The 20,638-nt window shown below is 73.6% G+C and carries 21 protein-coding genes; 6 read left to right on the top strand and 15 right to left on the bottom strand.

Annotated features, from left to right (window positions below; translation table 11 throughout):
* Position 1: 1 nt before the first annotated feature.
* Positions 2-700, top strand: coding sequence for a response regulator transcription factor (locus tag AB0F71_RS25970; protein WP_360238588.1), 699 nt, complete (start codon positions 2-4; stop codon positions 698-700).
* Between the two features lie 90 nt (positions 701-790).
* Here the strand turns inward: AB0F71_RS25970 and katG are convergent, their stop codons facing one another.
* The gene (gene katG, locus AB0F71_RS25965; RefSeq protein ID WP_360238586.1) at positions 791-3,007 is read right to left on the bottom strand and encodes a catalase/peroxidase HPI; all 2,217 of its coding nucleotides are present in this window, start codon (positions 3,005-3,007) and stop codon (positions 791-793) included.
* A 266-nt stretch (positions 3,008-3,273) separates the two neighbouring features.
* Here katG and AB0F71_RS25960 point away from each other — a divergent pair, with 266 nt between their 5' ends.
* On the top strand, positions 3,274-3,687 hold the full coding sequence (locus AB0F71_RS25960; protein ID WP_360238584.1) for a Fur family transcriptional regulator: 414 nt from the start codon (positions 3,274-3,276) through the stop codon (positions 3,685-3,687).
* Between the two features lie 32 nt (positions 3,688-3,719).
* Here the strand turns inward: AB0F71_RS25960 and AB0F71_RS25955 are convergent, their stop codons facing one another.
* Positions 3,720-5,030, bottom strand: a complete 1,311-nt coding sequence (locus tag AB0F71_RS25955) for a cytochrome P450 (protein WP_360238582.1) — start codon at positions 5,028-5,030, stop codon at positions 3,720-3,722.
* Between the two features lie 138 nt (positions 5,031-5,168).
* Here AB0F71_RS25955 and AB0F71_RS25950 point away from each other — a divergent pair, with 138 nt between their 5' ends.
* On the top strand, positions 5,169-5,789 hold the full coding sequence (locus tag AB0F71_RS25950) for an L-threonylcarbamoyladenylate synthase (RefSeq protein WP_360238580.1): 621 nt from the start codon (positions 5,169-5,171) through the stop codon (positions 5,787-5,789).
* Positions 5,790-5,853: 64 nt separating this feature from the next.
* Here the strand turns inward: AB0F71_RS25950 and AB0F71_RS25945 are convergent, their stop codons facing one another.
* From AB0F71_RS25945 to AB0F71_RS25930, 4 genes are all read right to left on the bottom strand, one after another.
* Positions 5,854-6,111 (bottom strand): hypothetical protein, encoded by a 258-nt coding sequence (locus AB0F71_RS25945; protein ID WP_360238578.1) that lies wholly within the window; start codon positions 6,109-6,111, stop codon positions 5,854-5,856.
* Positions 6,108-6,800 (bottom strand): hypothetical protein, encoded by a 693-nt coding sequence (locus tag AB0F71_RS25940; protein ID WP_360238576.1) that lies wholly within the window; start codon positions 6,798-6,800, stop codon positions 6,108-6,110. Before AB0F71_RS25940 ends, AB0F71_RS25945 begins: the two co-directional genes overlap by 4 nt.
* The gene (locus AB0F71_RS25935; RefSeq protein WP_360238574.1) at positions 6,797-7,636 is read right to left on the bottom strand and encodes a helix-turn-helix transcriptional regulator; all 840 of its coding nucleotides are present in this window, start codon (positions 7,634-7,636) and stop codon (positions 6,797-6,799) included. Before AB0F71_RS25935 ends, AB0F71_RS25940 begins: the two co-directional genes overlap by 4 nt.
* 68 nt (positions 7,637-7,704) lie before the next feature.
* Complete coding sequence (locus tag AB0F71_RS25930; RefSeq protein ID WP_360238572.1) at positions 7,705-8,463, bottom strand: glucose 1-dehydrogenase; 759 nt, start codon at positions 8,461-8,463, stop codon at positions 7,705-7,707.
* Positions 8,464-8,615: 152 nt separating this feature from the next.
* Between AB0F71_RS25930 and AB0F71_RS25925 the strand changes: the two genes are divergently transcribed.
* Positions 8,616-9,278 carry an NAD(P)-binding domain-containing protein gene (locus AB0F71_RS25925; RefSeq protein WP_360238570.1) on the top strand — a complete coding sequence of 221 codons (663 nt, stop codon included), beginning with the start codon at positions 8,616-8,618 and terminating at the stop codon, positions 9,276-9,278.
* Between the two features lie 22 nt (positions 9,279-9,300).
* Here the strand turns inward: AB0F71_RS25925 and AB0F71_RS25920 are convergent, their stop codons facing one another.
* The 6 genes from AB0F71_RS25920 to AB0F71_RS25895 all read right to left on the bottom strand — a co-directional run bounded on the left by AB0F71_RS25920 (position 9,301) and on the right by AB0F71_RS25895 (position 16,098).
* On the bottom strand, positions 9,301-10,353 hold the full coding sequence (locus AB0F71_RS25920) for a LacI family DNA-binding transcriptional regulator (protein WP_360238568.1): 1,053 nt from the start codon (positions 10,351-10,353) through the stop codon (positions 9,301-9,303).
* 21 nt (positions 10,354-10,374) lie between these two features.
* Complete coding sequence (locus AB0F71_RS25915) at positions 10,375-12,165, bottom strand: glycoside hydrolase family 36 protein (protein WP_360238566.1); 1,791 nt, start codon at positions 12,163-12,165, stop codon at positions 10,375-10,377.
* Between the two features lie 5 nt (positions 12,166-12,170).
* Positions 12,171-12,998 (bottom strand): carbohydrate ABC transporter permease, encoded by an 828-nt coding sequence (locus tag AB0F71_RS25910; RefSeq protein WP_360238564.1) that lies wholly within the window; start codon positions 12,996-12,998, stop codon positions 12,171-12,173.
* Positions 12,995-13,951, bottom strand: coding sequence for a sugar ABC transporter permease (locus AB0F71_RS25905; protein WP_360238562.1), 957 nt, complete (start codon positions 13,949-13,951; stop codon positions 12,995-12,997). The genes AB0F71_RS25910 and AB0F71_RS25905 overlap by 4 nt, the downstream gene beginning before the upstream one ends.
* On the bottom strand, positions 13,948-15,291 hold the full coding sequence (locus AB0F71_RS25900; protein WP_360238560.1) for an extracellular solute-binding protein: 1,344 nt from the start codon (positions 15,289-15,291) through the stop codon (positions 13,948-13,950). The genes AB0F71_RS25905 and AB0F71_RS25900 overlap by 4 nt, the downstream gene beginning before the upstream one ends.
* Before the next feature lie 213 nt (positions 15,292-15,504).
* A complete protein-coding gene (locus AB0F71_RS25895) occupies positions 15,505-16,098 on the bottom strand; it encodes an isochorismatase family protein (protein WP_360238558.1) in 594 nt (197 codons plus the stop codon).
* A gap of 383 nt (positions 16,099-16,481) precedes the next feature.
* Between AB0F71_RS25895 and AB0F71_RS25890 the strand changes: the two genes are divergently transcribed.
* Positions 16,482-17,984, top strand: coding sequence for a S53 family peptidase (locus AB0F71_RS25890; RefSeq protein WP_360238556.1), 1,503 nt, complete (start codon positions 16,482-16,484; stop codon positions 17,982-17,984).
* 110 nt (positions 17,985-18,094) lie between these two features.
* On the opposite strand, the gene AB0F71_RS25885 is transcribed toward AB0F71_RS25890, so the two are convergent.
* Positions 18,095-19,003: an NAD(P)-binding domain-containing protein gene (locus AB0F71_RS25885; protein ID WP_360238554.1), complete on the bottom strand. Its 909-nt coding sequence runs from the start codon at positions 19,001-19,003 to the stop codon at positions 18,095-18,097.
* An 84-nt stretch (positions 19,004-19,087) separates the two neighbouring features.
* Here AB0F71_RS25885 and AB0F71_RS25880 point away from each other — a divergent pair, with 84 nt between their 5' ends.
* Positions 19,088-19,459 carry a helix-turn-helix domain-containing protein gene (locus AB0F71_RS25880; RefSeq protein WP_360238552.1) on the top strand — a complete coding sequence of 124 codons (372 nt, stop codon included), beginning with the start codon at positions 19,088-19,090 and terminating at the stop codon, positions 19,457-19,459.
* 14 nt (positions 19,460-19,473) lie between these two features.
* Here the strand turns inward: AB0F71_RS25880 and AB0F71_RS25875 are convergent, their stop codons facing one another.
* Together AB0F71_RS25875 and AB0F71_RS25870 are read right to left on the bottom strand one after the other, a co-directional pair.
* Positions 19,474-20,211, bottom strand: coding sequence for a DUF2071 domain-containing protein (locus tag AB0F71_RS25875; RefSeq protein WP_360238550.1), 738 nt, complete (start codon positions 20,209-20,211; stop codon positions 19,474-19,476).
* Positions 20,208-20,540: a metalloregulator ArsR/SmtB family transcription factor gene (locus tag AB0F71_RS25870; RefSeq protein WP_360238548.1), complete on the bottom strand. Its 333-nt coding sequence runs from the start codon at positions 20,538-20,540 to the stop codon at positions 20,208-20,210. Before AB0F71_RS25870 ends, AB0F71_RS25875 begins: the two co-directional genes overlap by 4 nt.
* Positions 20,541-20,638: the final 98 nt, after the last annotated feature.

Genomic DNA, 20,638 nt, shown 5'->3' with positions numbered 1-20,638 from the left:
GTTGACAGACGTCGTGGAGCAGCAGCCGATCCGCGTGGTGGTCGCCGACGACCAGGCCCTGGTCCGGATCGGCTTCCGGCTGATCCTGGAATCCGAGGGGATCGAGGTGGTCGCCGAGGCCGAGGACGGCGAGCAGGCCGTCGCCGCCGTCCGCCGCAACCGGCCGGACGTGGTGCTGATGGACATCCGGATGCCCGGCCTGGACGGACTGGAGGCCACCCGGCGGATCCTCGCGGACCGCGCCGCAGACGCGCCCCGGATCATCATGCTGACCACCTTCGACCTGGACCACTACGTCTACGCCGCGATGGCCGCCGGGGCCAGCGGCTTCCTGCTCAAGGACGTCACCCCGGAGCACCTGGCCGCCGCCGTCCGGCTGGTCCGCACCGGGGACGCCCTGCTCGCCCCGGCGATCACCCGGCGGCTGGTCGAGCGCTTCGCCCGCCCGGCCGCCCCCGAGGCGGCCGCCCCGCACCGCGAGCTGGCCACCCTCACCCCGCGCGAGCTGGAGGTGATGGGGCTGCTGGCCCGCGGCCTCGGCAACGCCGAGCTGGCCGGCCGGCTGCAGCTCTCCGAGGCGACGGTGAAGACCCATGTGGCCCGGATCCTGGGCAAGTTGGGGCTGCGGGACCGGGCCCAGGTGGTGGTCGCGGCGTACGAGACCGGGCTGGTCAGCGTGGGCGCACCGGGAGCACCGTAACGGCGGAGCGGAGTTCGGGGCGCCGTAACCACGCGCGGGAGCCCGGGGGTTCGTCGAACCCCCGGGCTCCCGCCGCCTTGGACTACCGCGTCACACCAGGTCGAAGCGGTCCGCGTTCATGACCTTGACCCAGGCCGCGACGAAGTCCGCCACGAACTTCTCCTTGGCGTCGTCGGCCGCGTACACCTCGGCGACCGCGCGCAGTTCGGAGTTCGAGCCGAACACCAGGTCGGCGCGGGTGCCGGTCCACTTGACCGCACCGGAGGCGTCCCGGCCCTCGAAGGTGTGGGCGTCCTCCGAGGTGGCGGACCAACTGGTGCCCAGGTCCAGCAGGTTGACGAAGAAGTCGTTCGTCAGCACGCCCGGGGTCTCGGTCAGCACGCCGTGCGCGGACTGCTGGTGGTTGGCGCCCAGCACGCGCAGACCGCCGACCAGCACGGTCAGTTCGGGCGCGCTCAGGCCCAGCAGGTTCGCCTTGTCGAGCAGCAGGTACTCGGCCGGCAGCCGGTTGCCCTTGCCGACCCAGTTGCGGAAGCCGTCCGCCTTGGGCTCCAGCGCGGCGAAGGACTCGACGTCGGTGAGCTCCTGCGGGGCGTCCACCCGGCCGGCCGCGAACGGCACCTCGACGGCCAGCCCGGCCGCCTTGGCCGCCTGCTCGACGCCGACGCCGCCGGCCAGCACCACCAGGTCCGCCAGCGAGACCTGCTTGTCGCCGGCCTGCGCGTTGAAGTCCCGCTGCACGCCCTCCAGCGCCCGCAGCACACCGGCCAGCCGGTCCGGCTCGTTGACCTCCCAGCCGGCCTGCGGCTGCAGCCGGATCCGGCCGCCGTTGGCCCCGCCGCGCTTGTCGCTGCTGCGGAAGGAGGAGGCCGCGGCCCAGGCGGTGGAGACCAGCTCGGAGACCGACAGGCCGGTCTCGGCGATCCGCCGCTTGAGGTCGGCGACGTCCGCGGCACCGATCTGCTGGTACGAGACCGCCGGCAGCGGGTCCTGCCAGAGCAGGTGCTCGCTCGGGACCTCCGGGCCGAGGTAGCGCACGACCGGGCCCATGTCGCGGTGGGTCAGCTTGTACCAGGCGCGGGCGAAGGCGTCGGCGAACTCCGCCGGGTTCTCCAGGAAGCGGCGGGAGATCGGCTCGTACACCGGGTCGAAGCGCAGCGACAGGTCGGTGGTGAGCATGATCGGGGTGTGCCGCTTGGCCGGGTCGTGGGCGTCCGGCACGGTGCCCTCGCCGGCGCCGTCCTTCGGCTTCCACTGGTGGGCGCCGGCCGGGCTCTTGGTGAGCTCCCACTCGTAGCCGAACAGCGTCTCGAAGAAGCTGTTGTCCCAGGTGATCGGGGTGGCCGTCCAGGTGCCCTCGAGGCCGCTGGTGATGGCGTCGCCGCCGACGCCGGTGCCGTAGCGGCTCTTCCAGCCGAGGCCCTGCTGCTCCATCGGCGCGGCCTCCGGGTCCGGGCCGACGTTGTCCGCCGGGCCGGCGCCGTGGGTCTTGCCGAAGGTGTGGCCGCCGGCGATCAGCGCGACGGTCTCCTCGTCGTTCATCGCCATCCGGTAGAAGGTCTCGCGGATGTCGCGGGCGGCGGCGATCGGGTCCGGGTTGCCGTTGGGGCCCTCGGGGTTGACGTAGATCAGGCCCATCTGGACGGCGGCCAGCGGGCTCTCCAGCTCGCGGTCGCCGGTGTAGCGCTCGTCGCCGAGCCAGGTGGTCTCGGGGCCCCAGTAGACGTCCTCGTCGGGCTCCCACTCGTCGACCCGGCCGCCGCCGAAGCCGAAGGTCTCGAAGCCCATGCCCTCCAGCGCGACGTTGCCGGTCAGGACGATCAGGTCGGCCCAGGACAGGCTGCGCCCGTACTTCTTCTTCACCGGCCACAGCAGTCGGCGGGCCTTGTCCAGGCTGGCGTTGTCCGGCCAGCTGTTCAGCGGGGCGAAGCGCTGCTGGCCGCCGCCGGCGCCGCCACGACCGTCACTGATCCGGTAGGTGCCGGCGCTGTGCCAGGCCATCCGGATCATGAACGGGCCGTAGTGGCCGAAGTCGGCCGGCCACCAGGGCTGCGAGGTGGTGAGCACCTCCTGGATGTCCCGCTTGACGGCCGCGAGGTCCAGGGCGCTGAACGCCGCGGCGTAGTCGAAGTCCGCGCCGAGCGGGTTGGCGACGGCGGGGTTCTTGGCGAGGATCTTGAGGTTCAGCCGCTCCGGCCACCACTGGCGGTTCCCGCCGCCCTGGGTGGGGTGGAGCGCGCGCCCGTGATCGACCGGGCAGCCGCCCGCGCTCGCCTCTACAACGGTTGCATCGTGGTTCTCAGACATGGGAATCCTTCCGTACAAGGCGGATCACGGTGTCTATCTGCTACCTACGGCACCTACTGCTACTGCCTGCTCCTGCTGCGGCTGCGCTGGCCGCGTGTGCAGGATGTGCACTGCTGCTACCCAGGCTAGCGCCGGAGCCGATCCTACGATGGACGGAATCCAAGTCAAGAAAGGCACCAAGCCCGTACCCGATCGGGAACCGGAGCAGCCTGGCTGTTGGTTGGTAAACTCCGGTCTTCCCCCATGACCCGAATAGGTGAACCGTGATGAGTGACCTGCTGGAGCGGCTGCGCGAACGCGGCTGGCGCCTCACCTCCCAGCGGCGTGTCGTGGCCGAGGTCCTGGACGGCGAGCACGTGCACCTGACCGCCGACGAGGTGCACGCCCGCGCGGCCGAGCGCCTCCCGGAGATCTCCCGCGCGACGGTCTACAACACCCTCGGCGAGCTGGTCACCCTCGGTGAGGTCATCGAGGTGTCCACGGACGGGCGCGCCAAGCGCTACGACCCCAACGCCCACCACCCGCACCAGCACCTGGTCTGCACCGGCTGCGGGGCCATCCGCGACGTCCACCCCCTCGGCGACCCGCTCGCCGACCTCCCGGCGGAGCAGCGGTTCGGCTTCGCCGTCTCGGGCGCCGAGGTCACCTACCGGGGCCTCTGCCCGGCCTGCGCGGGCTGAGCCTCCGGGACCGGGGTGGCCGGGCGCACGCGTCACCCCGGGACCGTCCAGCGCACCGGCAGGCTCTTGAGCCCGTTCTGGAAGTTGGACACCAGGCGCCGCGGCGGCCGCTCCGGGTCCAGCTCCAGCCCCGGCAGGCGGTCGAGCAGGTGGCGCAGCACCGACCGCAGCTGCAGCCGGGCGAGCTGGGCGCCGACGCAGAAGTGCGGGCCGTACCCGAAGCTCACGTGGTCGTTCGGGGTGCGCGAGACGTCGAAGCGGTCCGGTTCCGCGAACACGGCCGCGTCCCGGTTCGCCGAGGCGTGGTACACCACCACCTTGTCGCCCCGGCGGACCGGCTGCCCGGCGATCCGGGTGTCCCGGGTCGCGGTGCGGCGGAAGTGCACCACGGGCGGCCAGCAGCGCAGCATCTCCTCCACCGCGGACGGAATCAACTCCGGCCGCTCGCACAGGAGTCGGTACTGGTCCGGATGCCCGAGCAGGGTCAGCAGGCCGCCCGGCAGGCCGTTGCGCACGGTCTCGTTCCCGGCGACGGCGAAGAGGAAGAACATCGTCTCGAACTCCTCCGCCGTCAGCCCCGCCCCGAGCATCCGGGCCAGCACGCCGTCCGGGCCGGGCCGGCGGGCCAGGGCGTGCGCGTAGGCGAACATGTCGGCCAGCGCGGCCCGCGAACGCGGGTTGACCGGACGGCCGTCCGGGGTGGTCCGGGCCGTCGGGCGGTGGGCGAGGGCGGCCCGGCCGAGGTCGGTCAGCGCGGCCGGGTCGACCGTGCTCGCGTGGGCGTAGTCGGCGTCCTGGTAGCCGATCACCCGGTTCGCCCAGTCGAGCAGCAGGCCCCGGTCCTGCTCCGGCACGCCCATCACCCGGGCCAGCGTCCACACCGGCAGGTCCGCCGCCATCGCCGTGAAGTCGGCCGCCCCGGCGGGCCGGACGGCCTCCACCAGCTCGCGCGCCCGGCCGTCCACCGCCGCGGCCAGCTCGGCCAGGGCGCGCGCGGTGAACGCGGCGGCGACGATCCGGCGCAGCCGGGCGTGGTCCGGCGGGTCCTGGTTGAGCATCATGGTGCGGACGAAGGCCAGGTCGGCGGGGGTGTCCGGGTCGCGGATCTGGGTCGCCCCGAGGTGCGAGGAGAACAGCTCCGGGCTGCGCAGCACGTGCTTCACGTCCGCGTGCCGCAGCACCGCCCAGTAGCCCGCCCCGGGCGGCCAGTCCCCCACCGCCGGCTCCTCCACCCAGCAGACCGGCGCCGCCGCGCGCAGCTCGCGGAACAGCCCGTACGGCACGCCCTCGGCGTACGTGCCGGGCAGGAAGATCCGGTTCACCCTCGCCTGGTCCGCGCCCATGGTGACCGACCGTACGCCGCGGCCCGGCGCTCCGCCAGCAGTCTGCCGGCGGTCCGCCGACGGTGGCCGACAGTTGGCGGGTGACGCGGTACGACGCGGTTGCGGCGATCAACGGGCGGGATCCCGTAAGGTCGGCCAATGGCCAAGTACTTCGACGTGCACCCCGAGTCCCCCCAGCCGCGCACCATCAGCACCGTGGCCGACAGCCTCCGCTCCGGGGCCCTCATCGCGTACCCGACCGACTCCTGCTTCGCGCTCGGCTGCCGCCTGGACAACCGCGACGGGCTCGAGCGGATCCGGTCCATCCGGCGCCTCGACGAGCGCCACCACTTCACCCTGATGTGCGAGGACTTCGCCCAGCTGGGGCAGTTCGTCCAGCTCGACAACAACGTCTTCCGGGCCGTCAAGGCCGCGACGCCGGGCAGCTACACCTTCATCCTCCCCGCCACCAAGGAGGTGCCGCGCCGGCTCATGCACCCCAAGAAGAAGACCGTCGGGGTCCGGATCCCCGACCACGCCGTCACCCGGGCGCTGCTCGCCGAACTCGGCGAGCCCCTCCTCTCCAGCACCCTGATCCTCCCCGGCGAGGACGAGCCGATGACCCAGGGCTGGGAGATCAAGGAACGCCTCGACCACGTGCTGGACGCCGTGGTGGACTCCGGCGACTGCGGCACCGAGCCGACCACGGTCATCGACTTCTCCAGCGGCGAGGCCGAGATCACCCGCCGGGGGGCCGGCGACACCGCGCGCTTCGAGTGACGGCCCGGCCGCCGGGGGCCGCGCGCTCGGGGGCCGGGCGCGCGGGGGGCCGGCGGGCCCGCGCTCAGCGGTGGCGGAGGTCCACGAACGAGCCCACCAGCCCGCCGAGTGCGACCGCCGGGATCACCGACGCGTCCCACGGCTGACCGCCCGCCAGTCCGGAGGCCACCACCAGGGCGGCGACCGCCAGCGCCGTCGCCAGCGCGGGGAATGACTGCGGAATCAGCGGCGAGGGCTTGCCGTTTCGCCGCCCGCGGGCCAGTTTGATGACGAGCAGGAGCACTGCTACTGCGAGCAGTGGCGGCACCATGTCGTGGGTCATGCCGCCAGGATGTCATGGACGGTGATGAGTTGATCGAGTTGGGTGGGGTCATCGGTCCGCAGGAAGGCCGCCTCGACGGCCAGTTGGAGCTCGGGCCCACGCAGCCAGGCCGCGAAGGTCCGGTACGCGGCGCCCTGTTCGTCCCAAAAGGCGTCCCGCGGTTCGAGCTCACCGCCGAGGGCGAACTCGTACAGGCGCTCCACGGCCACGGGGTCCGCGAACCGGGCCCATTCTGCTAGCCGGCCGCCGGTCCCGTCCGGATCGGCGGCCCCCAGGGCGCAGAGCACGGCGTCGGCGTCCCACCACTGCCCGGCGTCGTGCAGGACGTCGAGCCACAGGGCGTCGAGGAGCCGGCGCAGGTACGGCGCCTCCGGCCAGTCCTGCCAGCCGGCCTGCGCCAGCTTGCGGCCGACCAACGGCAGCTCGGGCCGGGCGAGTTCGCTGGTCAGGACGAGCTGGAGGATGCGCGGCAGGAAGTAGCGCAGGTCGGCGGGCGCGCCGACGGTGTTCAGCACGGAGGCGGCGTAGGGGCCGAGCTCCCCGGGCGTCAGCTGCTCGCGGGGCGTGCGCAGGAGGCGGTCCAGCCCGGCCCGGGAGGCACAGCAGGGGCAGCCGTCGATCCGGCTCGGCCGCGGGGCGGTCGAGAACGCCTCGGGGAGACCGGCGAGGAGGCGATCCAGAACCGTCAACGGGTGACCTCCCAGGAGAGCAGCAGGCGGAGGGCGTCGTCGGAGGGGGTGCCCGGGTCGGCGGTGTAGGTGATCAGGGCCTGGTCGGGGTCGTCGGCGGGGCGGAGGGTCTCGTAGGCCAGTTCCAGGGGGCCGACGACGGGGTGGTGGAAGCGCTTGCGGCCGGAGGTCTTGTCGGCGACCGGGTGGTCCGCCCACATCCGGTGGAACTCGGGGCTGCCGAGGCAGAGTTGGCCGATGAGTTCGGCGAGCCGGGGGTCGTCGGGGCGGCGGCCGGCCTCGAGGTGGAGGAAGGCGGTGTTCTCCCGGGCGCAGGTGGTCCAGTCGGCGTAGAGGTCGCGGGAGGCCGGGTCGAGGAAGGTGATCCGGGCGATGTTGCGGTGCTCGGGCGGGAGGGCCCCGTAGTCGCCGAAGAGGGCGGTGGCGGCCCGGTTCCAGGCCAGGATGTCCATCCGGTGGCCCATGACCACGGCGGGGGTGTGGTCGAGGCGGTCGAGGAGGCGCAGCAGGGAGGGCCGGGGCTGCTGGCGGGCGGGGCGGCCGCGGTGGGTGCGGTCGGCGGGGCGGGCGAGGCGGTGGAGGTGGCCGGTCTCGTCGGGGGCGAGGCGCAGGGCCCGGGCGACGGCGTCGAGGACGGTGGTGGAGGGGTTGCCGACGCGGCCCTGTTCGAGGCGGGTGTAGTAGTCGACGCTGACGCCGGCCAGGTGGGCGAGTTCCTCACGGCGCAGACCGGCGACCCGGCGCAGGCCGCCGTAGTCGGGGAGGTCGACGTCCTCGGGGCGGAGCCGGGCGCGGCGGGTGCGGAGGAACTCGCTGAGGGCGGTGGTCGGGTTCACGGGGTGATTGTGACCCGGACGGGCGGTGGCGTGCCTGGCCCCGGCAGGACCAGGCACGCGCGGCGGGCTCAGCCCGTGAGGGAGGGGAAGGCGGGGACGAGGCCGCCGTCGATGACGAGGTCCTGGCCGGTGATGTAGGAGGAGCGGTCGGAGAGCAGGAAGGCGACGGTCTCGGCGACGTCCTCGGGGCGGCCCAGGCGGCCGAGCGGGACGTGGGCGCGGATCGGCTCGTGGTCGGCGGGGTCGGGGACGGCCGCGTGGAACATCTCGGTGACGATGTAGCCGGGGCTGACGGAGTTGACCCGGATGCCGCGCCCGGCCAGTTCGGTGCCGAGGGTGCGGGCGAGGCTGAGGACGCCCGCCTTGGCGGCGGCGTAGACAGTGGCGCCGGGGAGGCCGCGGTGCGGGGTCCAGGAGGCGTTGAGGACGACGGAGCCGCCGCCGGCCGCGTCCAGCAGCGGCAGGGCGTGCTGGACGGTGTACAGCACGCCCTTGAGGTTGGTGCCGATGACCTGGTCGACCTCGGCCTCGGTGAGTTCGGCGGCGGGCCGGAAGATGCCGACGCCCGCGTTGGCGAAGACGCCGTCGAGCCTGCCGAAGCGGGCCCGGACGGTGTCGGCGAGGCGGGCCAGGTCGGCCGGGACGGAGACGTCGGCGCGGACGGTGAGCAGGCGGTCGCCGCCGTCGAGCCGTTCGGCGGCGCGGGCGAGGCGGCCGTCGTCGCGGCCGGTGACCACGACCCGGGCGCCGGTGCTGAGGAGGTGGCGGGCGGTGGCGAGGCCCATGCCGCTGGTGCCGCCGGTGACGAGGACGGTGGAGTCGTTCATGGGCCCCACCCTCACGGCGTGCGGCCGGGCGGTACCAGACCCGCGTCAACCCGGGGTTCCGGAGGACCACCCTGGGGTGGGGAACAGATCCGATCACCGCCTGGTTGGGGCAGGACGACGGCCAAGTACGGCACTCACGAAGGGGCTTACCCATGAAGATCGGCATCATCGGCGCGGGCAACATCGGCGGCAACCTGACGCGCCGTCTGACGGCGCTCGGGCACGAGGTCTCGGTGGCGAACTCGCGCGGGCCGGAGTCCTTGAAGGCCCTGGTCGAGGAGACGGGCGCGAAGGCGGTGACGGCCACGGAGGCGGCGAACGGCGCCCAGGTCGTGGTGGTGACGGTGCCGTTGAAGAACGTTCCGGACCTCCCCGCGGGCCTGTTCGACGGCGCCGCCGAGGGGGTGGCGGTGATCGACACCGGCAACTACTACCCGAAGGAGCGCGACGGCCGGATCGACGCGATCGAGGACGGCGGGCTGACGGAGAGCCGCTGGACGGAGCAGCACCTGGGCCACCGGGTGGTGAAGGTGTTCAACGGCACCTACGCGCAGGACCTGCTGGACCGCCCCCGCCCGGCGGGCGACCCGGAGCGCCTCGCCGTGCCGGTCGCGTCGGACGACGAGGCGGCGAAGGCCGTGGTGCGGGCGCTGGTCGACGAGTTGGGCTTCGACACCGTGGACGCGGGCGGCATCGACGACTCCTGGCGCCAGCAGCCGGCCACGCCGGTGTACGGGCTGCGCGCCGGGGTGGAGGCGGTCACCCGGGCGCTCGCGGAGGCGTCCCCGGAGCGCCCGGAGGCGCACCGGGCCTGAGTCACCGCGGAGGGGCCGCCGGTCAGGCCGAACTCGCCCGCACGACCAGCTCGGTGGGCAGCTCCAGGCCGCCCGTCGGCGCGGCCTCGCCGTGCACCTGGTCCAGCAGCCGGACGACCAGCCCGGCCGCCAGGGCCCGCAGCGGCAGCCGGACCGAGGTCAGCGGCGGGTGCAGGTGCCGGCACAGCGGCGAGTCGTAGAACCCGGTGACGGCCACCCCGGCGGGCCCGACCGCCAGCCCCTCGGCCCGGATCGCCTCGTACGCGTCCAGCGCCAGCAGGTCGCTGCCCGCGGCGACGGCCGTCGGCCGGTCGGGCCCGCGCAGCAGCTCCCGCACGGCCGCCACCGGGCCGACGGTCGGGGCCGGTTCGGCCCCGGCCGCTGGGCCTGTCGTCGTCACCGCCGACAGGCCCAGCCGGCGCGTCTCCGCGAGGAAGCCCGCCCGCCGGGCCGCCATCCAGGGCAGCTCCTCGGCGGCACCGAGGTAGCCGATCCGGCGGTGGCCCTGCGCCGCGAGGTGCCGCACCACGGCGGCCATCGCCGCGTCGTTGGCGATGTCCGCCCAGTGCTGCGGCTCGCCCGGTCCGGTCCGGCCGAAGCTGACGAAGGGGACGCCCAGCCCGGCGACGTGGGCGATCCGCCGGTCCTCGGTCAGCACGTCCGCCAGCACCAGCCCGTCCACCTGCCGGGCCGCCACCAGTTCGTCGATGGCCGCCACCGGGTCCGCCTCGGGCGGGGCGGGCCGGAACAGCAGCACCCGCTGCCCGCGCTCCCCGGCCGCGTCGACCAGGGCCTCCAGGAAGCCGGCCATCAGCGGGTTGGGGTCGAGCGGGTCGTCCACCGGCGCGAGGTAGCCGATGGTGCGCCGGGCGCCGCTGCGCAGCGACCGGGCCGACTGGTCGGGCTGGTAGCCGAGTTCGCGGATCGCCGTGCTGACCCGGGCCAGCGTCTCGGCGCGGACCCGGTGCGGGGCGTTGAGCACGTTGGAGACGGTCTGCCGGGAGACCCCGGCCGCGCGGGCGACCTCCTCGATGGTGCTGGCGCCACGGCGCGGTCGGCGCGCTCCCTCGGGCATGCGGGGTCCTCCGGTCGTGGGTCAGGGGCGGCGCAGCGACAGCAGCCCGCCGCGCGGCACCGCCAGGGTGTCCGTCCAGTCGAGGTCGATCTCGTCCTGCCGGACGATACGCCCCCGGGCGTCCTGGACGGTGGCGGTGGCCCTCCCGCTGCCGCCGATCAGCCGGACGTCCGGGTCGGCGTCGGCGTTGGCCACCAGCAGGGTGTGCCAGTCGTCCGCCGAGACGTCCACCGGCAGCGCCGCGTACCGGGCGACCACGACCGCCCCCTCGCCGCGGGCGGTGACCAGCGGGTATCCGAGGTCGGGCCGGCTGGGGAGCAGTTCACCGCGTTGCAGGGTGTCGAGGTGCTCGCGGAACACCCCCAGCCAGAAGGCGATCGCCTCGCGCTGCCCGGGGCCCTGGGCAGCGAGGTCGACGGAGATCTGGGGCACCGCGAAGAGCACGTTGACCAGGTGGCAGGCGATCTGCTCGGGCGGCTCGGCCGGGTGCCACATCAGCATGTCGGCGTGCACGGGCACCGGCCCGGCGGCCAGCCGCACGTCCAGGGTGCGCTGCCGGTTCTCCTGCGGGCTGAGCGGGCAGTCGGTGGCCCGGATCATGGTGACGTACGGCCACAGGGCGGGGCTGACGTACGGCTGCCGGTGCTCGATCATCGCCTCCGGGTGGACGGCGGTGGTCCGGGCCCGGATCGCGGCGAGCAGCTTCGCCACACCCTCGGCCACCTCGGCGCAGTCCGCCTCGGGGCCGGGCACTGGGGCGTCGGGGCGCTCGGCGGCGCGGGCGAAGGAGTCGACGAAGTCGACCTTGAGCCCGTCCATGCCCCACTCCTCGACGGCCCGGGCCAGCCGGTCGGTGAGGAACTCGCGGACCTCGGGGTAGCGCGGGTCGGCGACCACCGCGCCCAGGTGGGGGACGTCGGCGAGGGCGTGCCGGCCGATCTTCCGGTAGGCGGCGCTGTCCTTGCCGATGAACGGCAGCGCGTACCAGAGCAGGTACCGCACGCCGAGGTCGTGGACGCGCCGGACGTGCTCGGCGGTGTCGGGCAGCGAGACGGGCTCCCAGTCGCCGCAGTGGGCGTAGCCGCGGGTGCGGTCGGCGGTCATCCAGCCGTCGTCGACGATGATCACGTCCAGCCCGAGGGCCTTGCCGAGCGCGGCCTGGGTCTCTATGCGCTCGGGCGAGACCTCCTGGTGCATCGAGTACCAGGTGGAGTAGGCGGGGCGGCGGGCGTCCTCGGGGACGACGACGGTGCGGCCCTCGCCCCACCAGGCGGTGAGGTCGGCCAGGCAGCGGGCGAACTGCCGACGCGAGGTGTCGATCCGGACGGTGATCCGGCCGGTGGCCTGGGCCCAGAAGCGGAAGTCGCCGGTCTCCTCGACCACTCCGGCCCCGGCCAGCACCTCGGTCTGCTCGGCCGCGAAGGCGCAGACCGCGGTGTCCCCGGTGCCGACCAGCGCGGCGATCGGGGCGCCGGCGGCAAGGCCGGTGCGGCGCGGGGCGCTCCAGGCGGCGGGCAGCCAGCCGGTGCCGCGCGGTTCCGGGGTCCAGAAGGAGCTGACGTCCACGCAGGGCACCCGCCACTCGATCCGGACCTCGGCGGGGCCCTCGGCGGTCACCTCGACCACGCCGTCGGCGACCTCCCGGGCGGTGGCGGTGCCGCTCGCCCGCAGCTCCGGGCCCCCGGCGTGGAGCAGCGGGTGGAGCGCTCCGGGGGCGGGGGCGTGCGGCTCCCAGACCTCGGTCGTGGCCTCGGCCTCGCTGCCGGTACCAGTGCCGGTGCCGGTGCCAGTGTCGGTCTCGGTCTCGGTCATGCCGATCAGCCCTTCGTCGCGCCGGCCAGCAGGCCGGAGATGAACTGCCGTTGCAGGACCAGGAACAGGACCATCATCGGCAGGGTGGAGAGCGCGGTCCCGGAGAGGATCGCGCCGTAGTCGGTGGTGCTCTGGTTGCCGTACAGGGTCGCCAGGGCGACCGGCAGGGTGTGCATGTCCGGGCTGCGCAGCGCGATCAGCGGCCAGACGAACTGGTTCCAGGAGCCCAGGAAGAGGAAGATCGAGAGCGCGGCGAGCACCGGCCGCATCACCGGGACGACGACGTTCCACAGCACCCGGAACTCGCCCGCGCCGTCGACCCTGGCGGCGTCCAGGAGTTCGTCCGGCAGGCTGCTCAGCGACTGGCGCATCAGGAAGACCGCGAAGGGCACGCAGAGCCCGGGCAGGATGATCGCCCGGTAGGAGTCGAGCAGGCCGAAGTCCGTCATCATCCTGAACAGCGGTACCAGCACGACCTGTTCGGGCACCACGAGGGTGGAGAGCAGCAGCGCGAACAGCAGGGTGCGGCCGCGGAAGCGGAACTTGGCGAAGGCGTAGCCGGCCAGCAGGGCGACGACCAGGGCGCCGAGCGTCTGGACCCCGGCCACCAGCAGGGAGTTGCCGAGCACCCGGAGCAGGCCGATCCGCTGGTCCAGCCGGTGGAGGTTGTCGCCGAGGCCGCCGCCGGGCAGCAGGTGCGGCGGCCAGTCGAAGATCTCGGTGTCCTTGCGGGTGACGGAGACCAGCAGCCAGTAGAAGGGGGCGACCGAGAGGCCGGTGAGGCCCGCCAGGAGGAAGGTCAGCGGCCAGCCGCGGAGGTTCTTGGGGTTCATCCGTCCTTCTCCCCCATCAGGCGCATCTGGACCGCGCCGAGTACGGCCACCAGCAGGGTGAGCGCGTAGGCGATGGCGGAGGCGTAGCCGAAGTCGAAGTAGCGGAAGCCGTTCTGGTACAGGTACATGGAGACGGTCAGGCTCGCGTTGTCCGGGCCGCCGCCGGTCAGCACGTACGGCTCGTCGAAGAGCTGGAGGGTGCCGATGGTGGAGAGCACGACGGTGAACAGCAGCACCGGGCGCAGCGCCGGGACGGTGATCGCGGTGAAGCGGCGGACGGCACCGGCGCCGTCGACCATCGCCGCCTCGTACAGCTCCTTCGGGACGGACTGCAGGCCGGCCAGGTAGATGACGGCGTTGTAGCCGGTGTAGTGCCAGGTCAGCACCAGGACGACGGACATCCGGGCCCAGAACGGCTGCCCCAGCCAGTCGACGGAGGGCAGACCGACGGCGTGCAGCAGCCAGTTGACCGCGCCGTCGTCGCGCTTGAGCAGGAAGGCGAACATCACGCCGGTGGCGACCAGGCCGGTGACGGCGGGCATGAAGACGCCGAGCCGCCAGACGGCCCGCCAGCGCACCAGGGTGGAGTTGATGCCGACGGCCAGCAGCAGGGCCAGCCCGAGCATCAGCGGGACCTGCACCACGAGGATCTCGCCGGTGTTGCGCAGGGCCGTCCAGAACAGTGGATCGTCCAGCAGGCGGCGGTAGTTGGCGAGGCCGGCCGGGCGGGCGGCGGGGCCGGAGCCGGTGGTGAAGGAGAGCAGCAGCGAGTCGACGATCGGGTAGGCCTTGAACACGCCGAAGGTGATCAGGGCGGGGGCGAGCAGCAGGTACGGCAGGGCGGTGCGGCGCAGCCGGGCCCGGCGGTGGGCGCGCGCGGCCGGGCCGGCGGGGCGGGCGGGCCCGGCCGCCCCGCTGACGGCGGGCGCGGTGACGGCGGTGGTGGCGGTCATACGACGGTGCGTCCGGTCTGCTGGGCGAGCTGCTTGGCGGCGTCCTGGAGGACGACGGCGGGGTCGCCGCCCTTGAGCAGGACCTTGGTCTGAGCGTCGCTGGCGAGCTTGAGGGCGCGGGCGTAGTCGCCGGAGTAGTTGGTGGGGTCGCCGCCGTCGGTGGCCAGGTCGGCGAAGGTGCGCAGCGGGGACTGGCCGCCGTAGTAGTCGCTGGGCCTGGCGTACATCGGGTCGCCGTAGGCGTCGAGGAGGGCGGGGAAGACTCCGCCGGCCTCGAACATGGCGTTCACCGAGGCGGGGCGGGTGAGCGCGTACTCGACGAACTTCCAGGCGGCGCGGCGGCGCGGGCTGGAGGCGGCGACGGTGAGGTGGGTGGAGTTCACCAGGGCGGTGCGCCTGCCGCCCGCGGTGACGGCCGGGGGTTTGGCGAGGCGCCAGTTGCCGTGCTGGTCGGCGAACTTGGCCTCCAGGTAGTGCGCGGCCCAGGCGGGCATCGGGGCGACGGCGAGTTTTCCGGCCTTCATCAGGTTGGCCCACCCGTGGTCGCCGGGGGCGTCGGCGACCAGCCCGGCGTCGTCCAGGCGCCTGAGGGTGGCCAGGGCGCGGACGTCCGGCTCGGAGCCGAGGGTGATCCGGCCCTGGAGGTCGAAGTAGAAGGCGCCCTGGAGCTGCATCAGGGACTGGACGAAGTCCAGGTCGGGGCTGGGGTTGGCGGCCTTGTTGATGCCGATCAGCGAGATGCCGGGGTTGGCGGCCTTGAAGCGGTCGGCGGCCGCGGTGAGGTCGTCCCAGGTGGCGAAGGTGGTGGGGTCGAGGCCGGCCTTGTCGAAGTAGTCCTTGCGGTAGAAGAAGCCGAGCGGGTTGGCCTCCCAGGGCAGGGCGTAGGCGTGGCCGTCCTTGCCGGTGACGACCGGCCACAGGCCCTTGGCGAACTTCTCCCGGTGCGCGTCGGCGCCGAGGGCCGAGAGGTCGGCGAGGCCGCCGGGGAACTTCTCCAGGTAGCCGGGCAGGTAGTCGCAGCCGATGTGCAGGACGTCGCCGAGGCCCTGGCCGCCGGCCGCCAGGCCGACGGTGATCTTGTCCCAGATGGCGGGGTTGCCGATGTCCTGGACGTCCACCGTGATGCCCGGGTTGTCCTTCTCGAAGGCCGGAACGACGGCGCGCAGCGCGACGGCCGCGGTGGCCCACGACCAGACGGTGACCTTGCCGGTGTCGGCGTCCCCGCCGGAGGCGCTCCCCGAGCCCGAGTCGCCGCAGGCCGCGAGGGCTCCGCCGGCCGCGAGGGCCAGCAGGCCGGCGCCGGAGGCGCGGAGCAGATCGCGGCGGGAAAGGTGTGACATTGCATTCCTCCCGATGGGTGGCTCTGGACGGAGGCGGGGCATGGGGGTGGTGTACGCTCGACGGCTGAGTTTGAACGTTCAAAACAACAAAACAGACCACAACTCAACAGATTCGCACGAGCGGGACACAGCAAACGCCCGCCCTCCCCGCGCCGTCAACCCCTGCGCACCGAAGGACGGGCTCCGCAACCGTTCCGTTATGAGCGTCGGGGGTCAGGGGCGGACCACCGGGGCGCCGGTGAGGTCGACGCCGGCGTGGCGGAGCTCGGCGAGCGCGGCGTCGGTGGTGTCGGGGGCGACGCCGGCCGTGTAGTCGAGCAGGACGCGGGCGTCGAAGCCGGCCCGGCGGGCGTCCAGGGCGGTGGCCTTGACGCAGTGGTCGGTGGCGATGCCGACGACGTCGACGGCGTCCACGCCGCAGTCGTGCAGCCAGTCCGCGAGCGGGGTGCCGTCGGCGGTGAAGCCCTCGAAGCCGCTCTTGGAGGCGGAGCGGGCGCCCTTGTAGAACACCTCGTCGACCGCGCCGGCCTCGACCGCGGGCAGGAAGTCGGGGTGGAACTCGCCGCCCTCGGTGCCGACCACGCAGTGCACCGGGAAGGAGTCCCGGTAGTCGGGGTGCTCGGAGAAGTGGCCGCCCGGGTCGACGTGGTGGTCCCGGGTCGCGACCACCCGGGACCACCCCTCCCGCTCCGGGCCCTGGATCAGCGCGGCGATCGCCCGGGCCCGGTCGGCACCGCCGCCGACCGGGACGCTTCCGCCCTCGCAGAAGTCCTTCTGCACATCCACCACGATCAGCGCGCGCGTCATCGAACGGCCTTTCCTCACCTGGTTCTTACGCATCCGCGGCCCAGCTTGGCGGGTCGACGGCCGTGGACGAAGCAACCGGGCGGCCGTTCACTCGAACGGGTTCCACCGGTTCCGGCGGGGGTACGCCGGGGCGCGCCGGGCGGCCGCCGTCGACGAAAGGGCGCCGAACCCGCGTCGAACGGGCCATTGAGAGCCCGCCGACGACCCGCCTACACTCGCGCCCGTCCGTGACCCCGCGTCCCGGATTCCGCTCCGTGTTCCGCCCCGTGTTCCGCCCTGCATTCCCCCCGTGCCCAGGGCGCTCGATCCGCCCCGGGCCGATCGCCCACGTCCCCCAACCAACCCTCGTGGAGGACTACTTGAAGGCTCGAACGATACGCCGCATGCTCCTGGCCGGGGCGAGCAGCCTGGCCCTCGCGGCCTCCGGCGCGCTCGCCGCACCGGTGGTCGGCGGCACCGTGGCCGGCAGCGCCGTGGCCGCCGACTACCCGACGGTGCACCCCACCGTGGCCGACTACGCCCAGGTGTCGGCGAGCACCACTCCCCCCACCCCGGCACAGTGCGCCGGTGCGGGCCGCCGCTGCTTCGACCCGCAGGCGATCAGGGCCGCCTACCACCTGGGCCCGCTCTACGCGGGCGGCTTCGACGGCCGCGGCCAGACGATCGCGATCCTCGACTCGTACGGCAGCGACACCATGGCGCACGACCTGCACGTCTTCGACCAGGCCTTCGGCGTCGCCGCGATGTGCGGCGAGGAGGCGGTGACCTGCCAGCCCGGGATGCCGTCCTTCAGCGAGCTGCACGTCCAGGGTGATCCGGGCACCACCGCGCCACCGCCCACCAGTCACGGCACCGGCCAGGAGAGCAAGGCCGCGTGGGCGCTGGAGGTCGCGCTCGACGTGGAGACCGCGCACGCGATGGCGCCCGGTGCCAACATCCTGCTGGTCAGCACGCCGACCGCGGAGACGCTCGGCGTCCAGGGCCTGCCCGCGATGATGAACGCCGAGCAGTACGTGGTCGACCACCACCTGGCGAACGTCATCTCGCAGTCCTTCGCCTCCGCCGAGGGCGCCTTCGGCAGCGCCCAGTCCATCGAACCGCTGCGGCACGCCTTCAAGTCGGCGGCCCTGAACGGGGTCACGGTGCTCGGCTCCTCCGGCGACAACGGCACGACCGGCTCGGAGAAGACCCCGGTGAAGTCGGGCGGCTCGACCCTGCCGTACCCGTCGGTGGAGTGGCCGGCCTCGGACCCGCTGGTGACCGGTGTGGGCGGCACCTACCTGTGCACCGACCCCGGGGCGACCGGCGCCCGGACCGTGGACAGCACCGACAACCCGGCCGTCTGCCAGCACGACTCCGGCTCGGCCGAGGTGGGTTGGACCTACTCCGGCGGCGGGTTCAGCCGGGTCTTCGACCGGCCCGACTACCAGTCGGCGCTGCCGGCCGGCTCCACCGCGATCGGCGCCAAGCGCGGCGTGCCGGACATCTCCCTCCAGGCCGCCTCCAGCACCGGCGCACTGGTCTACCTGTCGCTGCCGCCGGACGGCTCCTCGGGCCTCAAGTGCGGTGCCACCCCGTGCAGCACGGGCTGGTACGACATCGGCGGCACCTCGCTGTCCTGCCCGCAGTGGGCCGGCCTGGTCTCGATCGCGGACCAGATCAACGGCGGCGGCCTGGGCCTGATCAACCCGGCCCTGTACAAGCTGGGCACCGACCCGGCGAAGTACGCGGCCGACTTCCACGACGTGACGCTCGGCGACAACACCACCGACCCGACCGTTCCGGGCTACCCGGCCGGTACGGGCTGGGACCCGGTCACCGGCCTGGGCACGCCCGACGCGGCGAACCTGCTGCCGGACCTGGTCAGCGCCGTCCGGGCGGGCTGACGGCGGCACGGTGCTCCGCCCCGTCGAGTCGTGCGGCTCGACGGGGCGGAGCCGTGCGCGGAAGGTCGGCCCGGCCGACTTCCCACGCACGGCCCCCGTACGGCGGTCGGTCAGCGGGGTGACCGGATGCCGTCGATGATGCGGGTCCAGTTGTCACCGCCGTGTCCGTCCTCGATGGCGCGCCGGTAGTGGGCCTGGACGGCCAGCGGGAGGGCGAGGTCGAGGCCGAGCGAGCTGTTGGTCTCGACGATGTGGTCGGCGGTCGCCCCCATCATGGTGACCGTGCTGAGGTCACCGGGGTGCTCACCGGCGTCGAGCGCCGTGCCGGGGTTGGCCTCGCCGGCCCGCAGGATGGCGCCGATCGTGTCGGCGGAGGCCAGCAGCTCGGGCAGTGCCTCCCCGGCCTTCATCCCCGCGGTGCCCAGCATCGCGGTGGCCTGCATCAGGGCGGACAGGGTGGTGAGGAAGACGGCGAGTTGGGCCTGGTACATCATCTGGGCCAGGCCCGGGTCCTCGCCCAGGTACTTCGGCGCTCCGACCAGGGCCAGCGCCGGCCGGTGGCGCTCCATGACCTGCGCGGGGCCGCTGTAGTAGACCTGGGCCGCCGCCGTGCCGACCATCGGCGCGGGGACCATGACGCCCCCGGTGAGGAAGGCGGCGCCGTGGCCCGCCGCCCAGGCGGCGGCCTCGCGCGAGCGGTCGGGGGTGTCGGAGCTCAGGTTGACCAGGGTCCGCCCGGCGAGCGCCGCGGTGGCGCCGTCGAGGATGTCGTACATCGCCCGGTAGTCGGTGAGGCTGAGGAGCACGAGGTCGCTCGCCCCGACCGCCTCGGCGGGCGTCGCGGCGAGCGTCGCCCCGGCTGCGACGACGCCGTCGGCCCGGGCGGCGGTACGGTTCCAGACGGTGACCGGGTGGCCGGCGGCGAGGAGGGCACGGGTCATCGCCTGCCCCATCGGGCCGAGCCCGATCACGGTGACGGCGCTGTGCTGACTGCTGGTGTGGTTCTGTCGTTCGTTCACCCCTCCATGCTCGACCAGGGTCACTATCCTTGGAAGTACCCACTGTTTTCTGCGGTACTTACCTTCTCGTAAGGGGGATCGGTGATGGCCAAGGCACCGAGGAACGGGCCCTACATCTGCGGGATCGACGCCGCGCTCGACGTGGTGAGCGGCAAGTGGAAGGGGCTGATCCTCTGGGAACTCGCCACCCACGGCATGCGCCGCTTCGGCGAACTCCGGCGCGCCCTGCCGGGCGTGAGCGAGAAGATGCTGACGCAGCACCTGCGGGAGATGGAGCAGGACGGCCTCGTCCACCGGGAGGTCTTCGCGGAGGTGCCACCGCGGGTGGAGTACTCCCTGACCGAGGACGGGCGGACGCTCAACGAGGCGCTCCGGCCGCTGGGCGCCTGGGGAGCCGGGCGGGTCCACCGCGAGGGCCTCGGCCTGGTCACCGTGGCCGAGGCCTCGCTCGGGTAGACCGGCTAGGCCGGCTAGGCCGGTTGCGGCTCGACGGCCATGGCCGGGATCGGCCACCAGCTCGCCGGGGCGTCGCGCAGCACCAGGGCGCAGTCCACGGTGGCGCTCCCCGGCGGGAAGCGGTCCGGGTCGTCGAAGAAGGAGGACGCGGCGGAGCGGACCCGGCAGGCCTCCACCGGCCAGGCGTCGGGGCGCAGTTCCATGCCGTCCAGGCGACGGCCGGAGCCGGTGGCCGAGAAGCCCTTCGCTCCGTTCCGGAAGAACCGGGAGGCCTCGGCGAGGTCGGCGAAGAGCTCGCTGCCCCGCAGTTCGTCGGACAGCTCGACGGTGACGTCCACCCGGGTACCGCCGTCCCTGGCCGCCAGTGCGACGCGCAGCCGGTCGGGCGTCTCGTCCACCTCGAAGTCGGCCCGGCCGTGCTCACCGGGGAAGAGCCGGCCGCCGGCCCAGGCGTTGAGCCGCGAGGCGGTGTCGCGGCGGGGGATGTAGACGCCGGTCTCGACGCCGTCCGGTCCGTCCCACTCGACGGCGAAGCGATGGGCCGCGTTCTCGCTCCGCAGCCCGAACGCCCTGGGCGCCCAGGCGGGTCGCACGCTCCCCAGGCGCAGCAGGCAGATGCCCGCGACCGCGTGGCCGTGCACCAGTTGCGGGCGCAGCGGCCCGGGGAGCAGACTCGCCGCGACCTCCGGCGCGACCCGGTAGTTCACCAGCAGCCGTCGTTCGACGACGCTGGACAGTCGTGGCTGCCTCATGATCCCTCGCTCTGCGCCCCGGGGCGCCATTTGGTGTGGCGGAGCACGATCTGCTCGGGGCAGACCGCGCTGAGGAACCGGCCGACGCAGGTGGCCAGGCGCTCCTCGGCCAGCGCGTAGATGATCCGGTTGCCCTCCCGCCGCTCGGTGACGAGCCCGGCTCCCTTGAGCACGCCGAGGTGTCGTGAGATGGAGGGCGCGCTGATCGCGAACCTGGCGGCGATCTCGCCGGCCGCGAGCTCACCGCCCCTGAGGTCCTCGAGGATCTGGCGCCGCGTCGGATCGGCGAGGGCGCGGAAGGCTCCGGCCTCGGCCTGGGCATCGGTCATCCCTAATATTTAGCACCTTGGCTAAATGTCTAACAAGGGGTCATGGGAGAACGGCCGCGCGGGCCCGGTGAGTCGTGGGGGAGACTCACCAGACCCGC

This window comes from Kitasatospora sp. NPDC028055, assembly GCF_040637885.1.
Lineage (GTDB): Bacteria > Actinomycetota > Actinomycetes > Streptomycetales > Streptomycetaceae > Kitasatospora.
This window is presented reverse-complemented; position numbering and strand designations above follow the sequence as displayed.

Bases quoted from the DNA above. Each gene is read 5' to 3' on its own strand.
- katG (WP_360238586.1), bottom strand. From the start codon at position 3,007: ATGTCTGAGAACCACGATGCAACCGTTGTAGAGGCGAGCGCGGGCGGC.
- AB0F71_RS25960 (WP_360238584.1), top strand. From the start codon at position 3,274: ATGAGTGACCTGCTGGAGCGGCTGCGCGAACGCGGCTGGCGCCTCACC.
- AB0F71_RS25955 (WP_360238582.1), bottom strand. From the start codon at position 5,030: ATGGGCGCGGACCAGGCGAGGGTGAACCGGATCTTCCTGCCCGGCACG.
- AB0F71_RS25950 (WP_360238580.1), top strand. From the start codon at position 5,169: ATGGCCAAGTACTTCGACGTGCACCCCGAGTCCCCCCAGCCGCGCACC.
- AB0F71_RS25945 (WP_360238578.1), bottom strand. From the start codon at position 6,111: ATGACCCACGACATGGTGCCGCCACTGCTCGCAGTAGCAGTGCTCCTG.
- AB0F71_RS25930 (WP_360238572.1), bottom strand. From the start codon at position 8,463: ATGAACGACTCCACCGTCCTCGTCACCGGCGGCACCAGCGGCATGGGC.
- AB0F71_RS25925 (WP_360238570.1), top strand. From the start codon at position 8,616: ATGAAGATCGGCATCATCGGCGCGGGCAACATCGGCGGCAACCTGACG.
- AB0F71_RS25920 (WP_360238568.1), bottom strand. From the start codon at position 10,353: ATGCCCGAGGGAGCGCGCCGACCGCGCCGTGGCGCCAGCACCATCGAG.
- AB0F71_RS25915 (WP_360238566.1), bottom strand. From the start codon at position 12,165: ATGACCGAGACCGAGACCGACACTGGCACCGGCACCGGCACTGGTACC.
- AB0F71_RS25910 (WP_360238564.1), bottom strand. From the start codon at position 12,998: ATGAACCCCAAGAACCTCCGCGGCTGGCCGCTGACCTTCCTCCTGGCG.
- AB0F71_RS25905 (WP_360238562.1), bottom strand. From the start codon at position 13,951: ATGACCGCCACCACCGCCGTCACCGCGCCCGCCGTCAGCGGGGCGGCC.
- AB0F71_RS25900 (WP_360238560.1), bottom strand. From the start codon at position 15,291: ATGTCACACCTTTCCCGCCGCGATCTGCTCCGCGCCTCCGGCGCCGGC.
- AB0F71_RS25895 (WP_360238558.1), bottom strand. From the start codon at position 16,098: ATGACGCGCGCGCTGATCGTGGTGGATGTGCAGAAGGACTTCTGCGAG.
- AB0F71_RS25890 (WP_360238556.1), top strand. From the start codon at position 16,482: ATGCTCCTGGCCGGGGCGAGCAGCCTGGCCCTCGCGGCCTCCGGCGCG.
- AB0F71_RS25880 (WP_360238552.1), top strand. From the start codon at position 19,088: ATGGCCAAGGCACCGAGGAACGGGCCCTACATCTGCGGGATCGACGCC.
- AB0F71_RS25875 (WP_360238550.1), bottom strand. From the start codon at position 20,211: ATGAGGCAGCCACGACTGTCCAGCGTCGTCGAACGACGGCTGCTGGTG.
- AB0F71_RS25870 (WP_360238548.1), bottom strand. From the start codon at position 20,540: ATGACCGATGCCCAGGCCGAGGCCGGAGCCTTCCGCGCCCTCGCCGAT.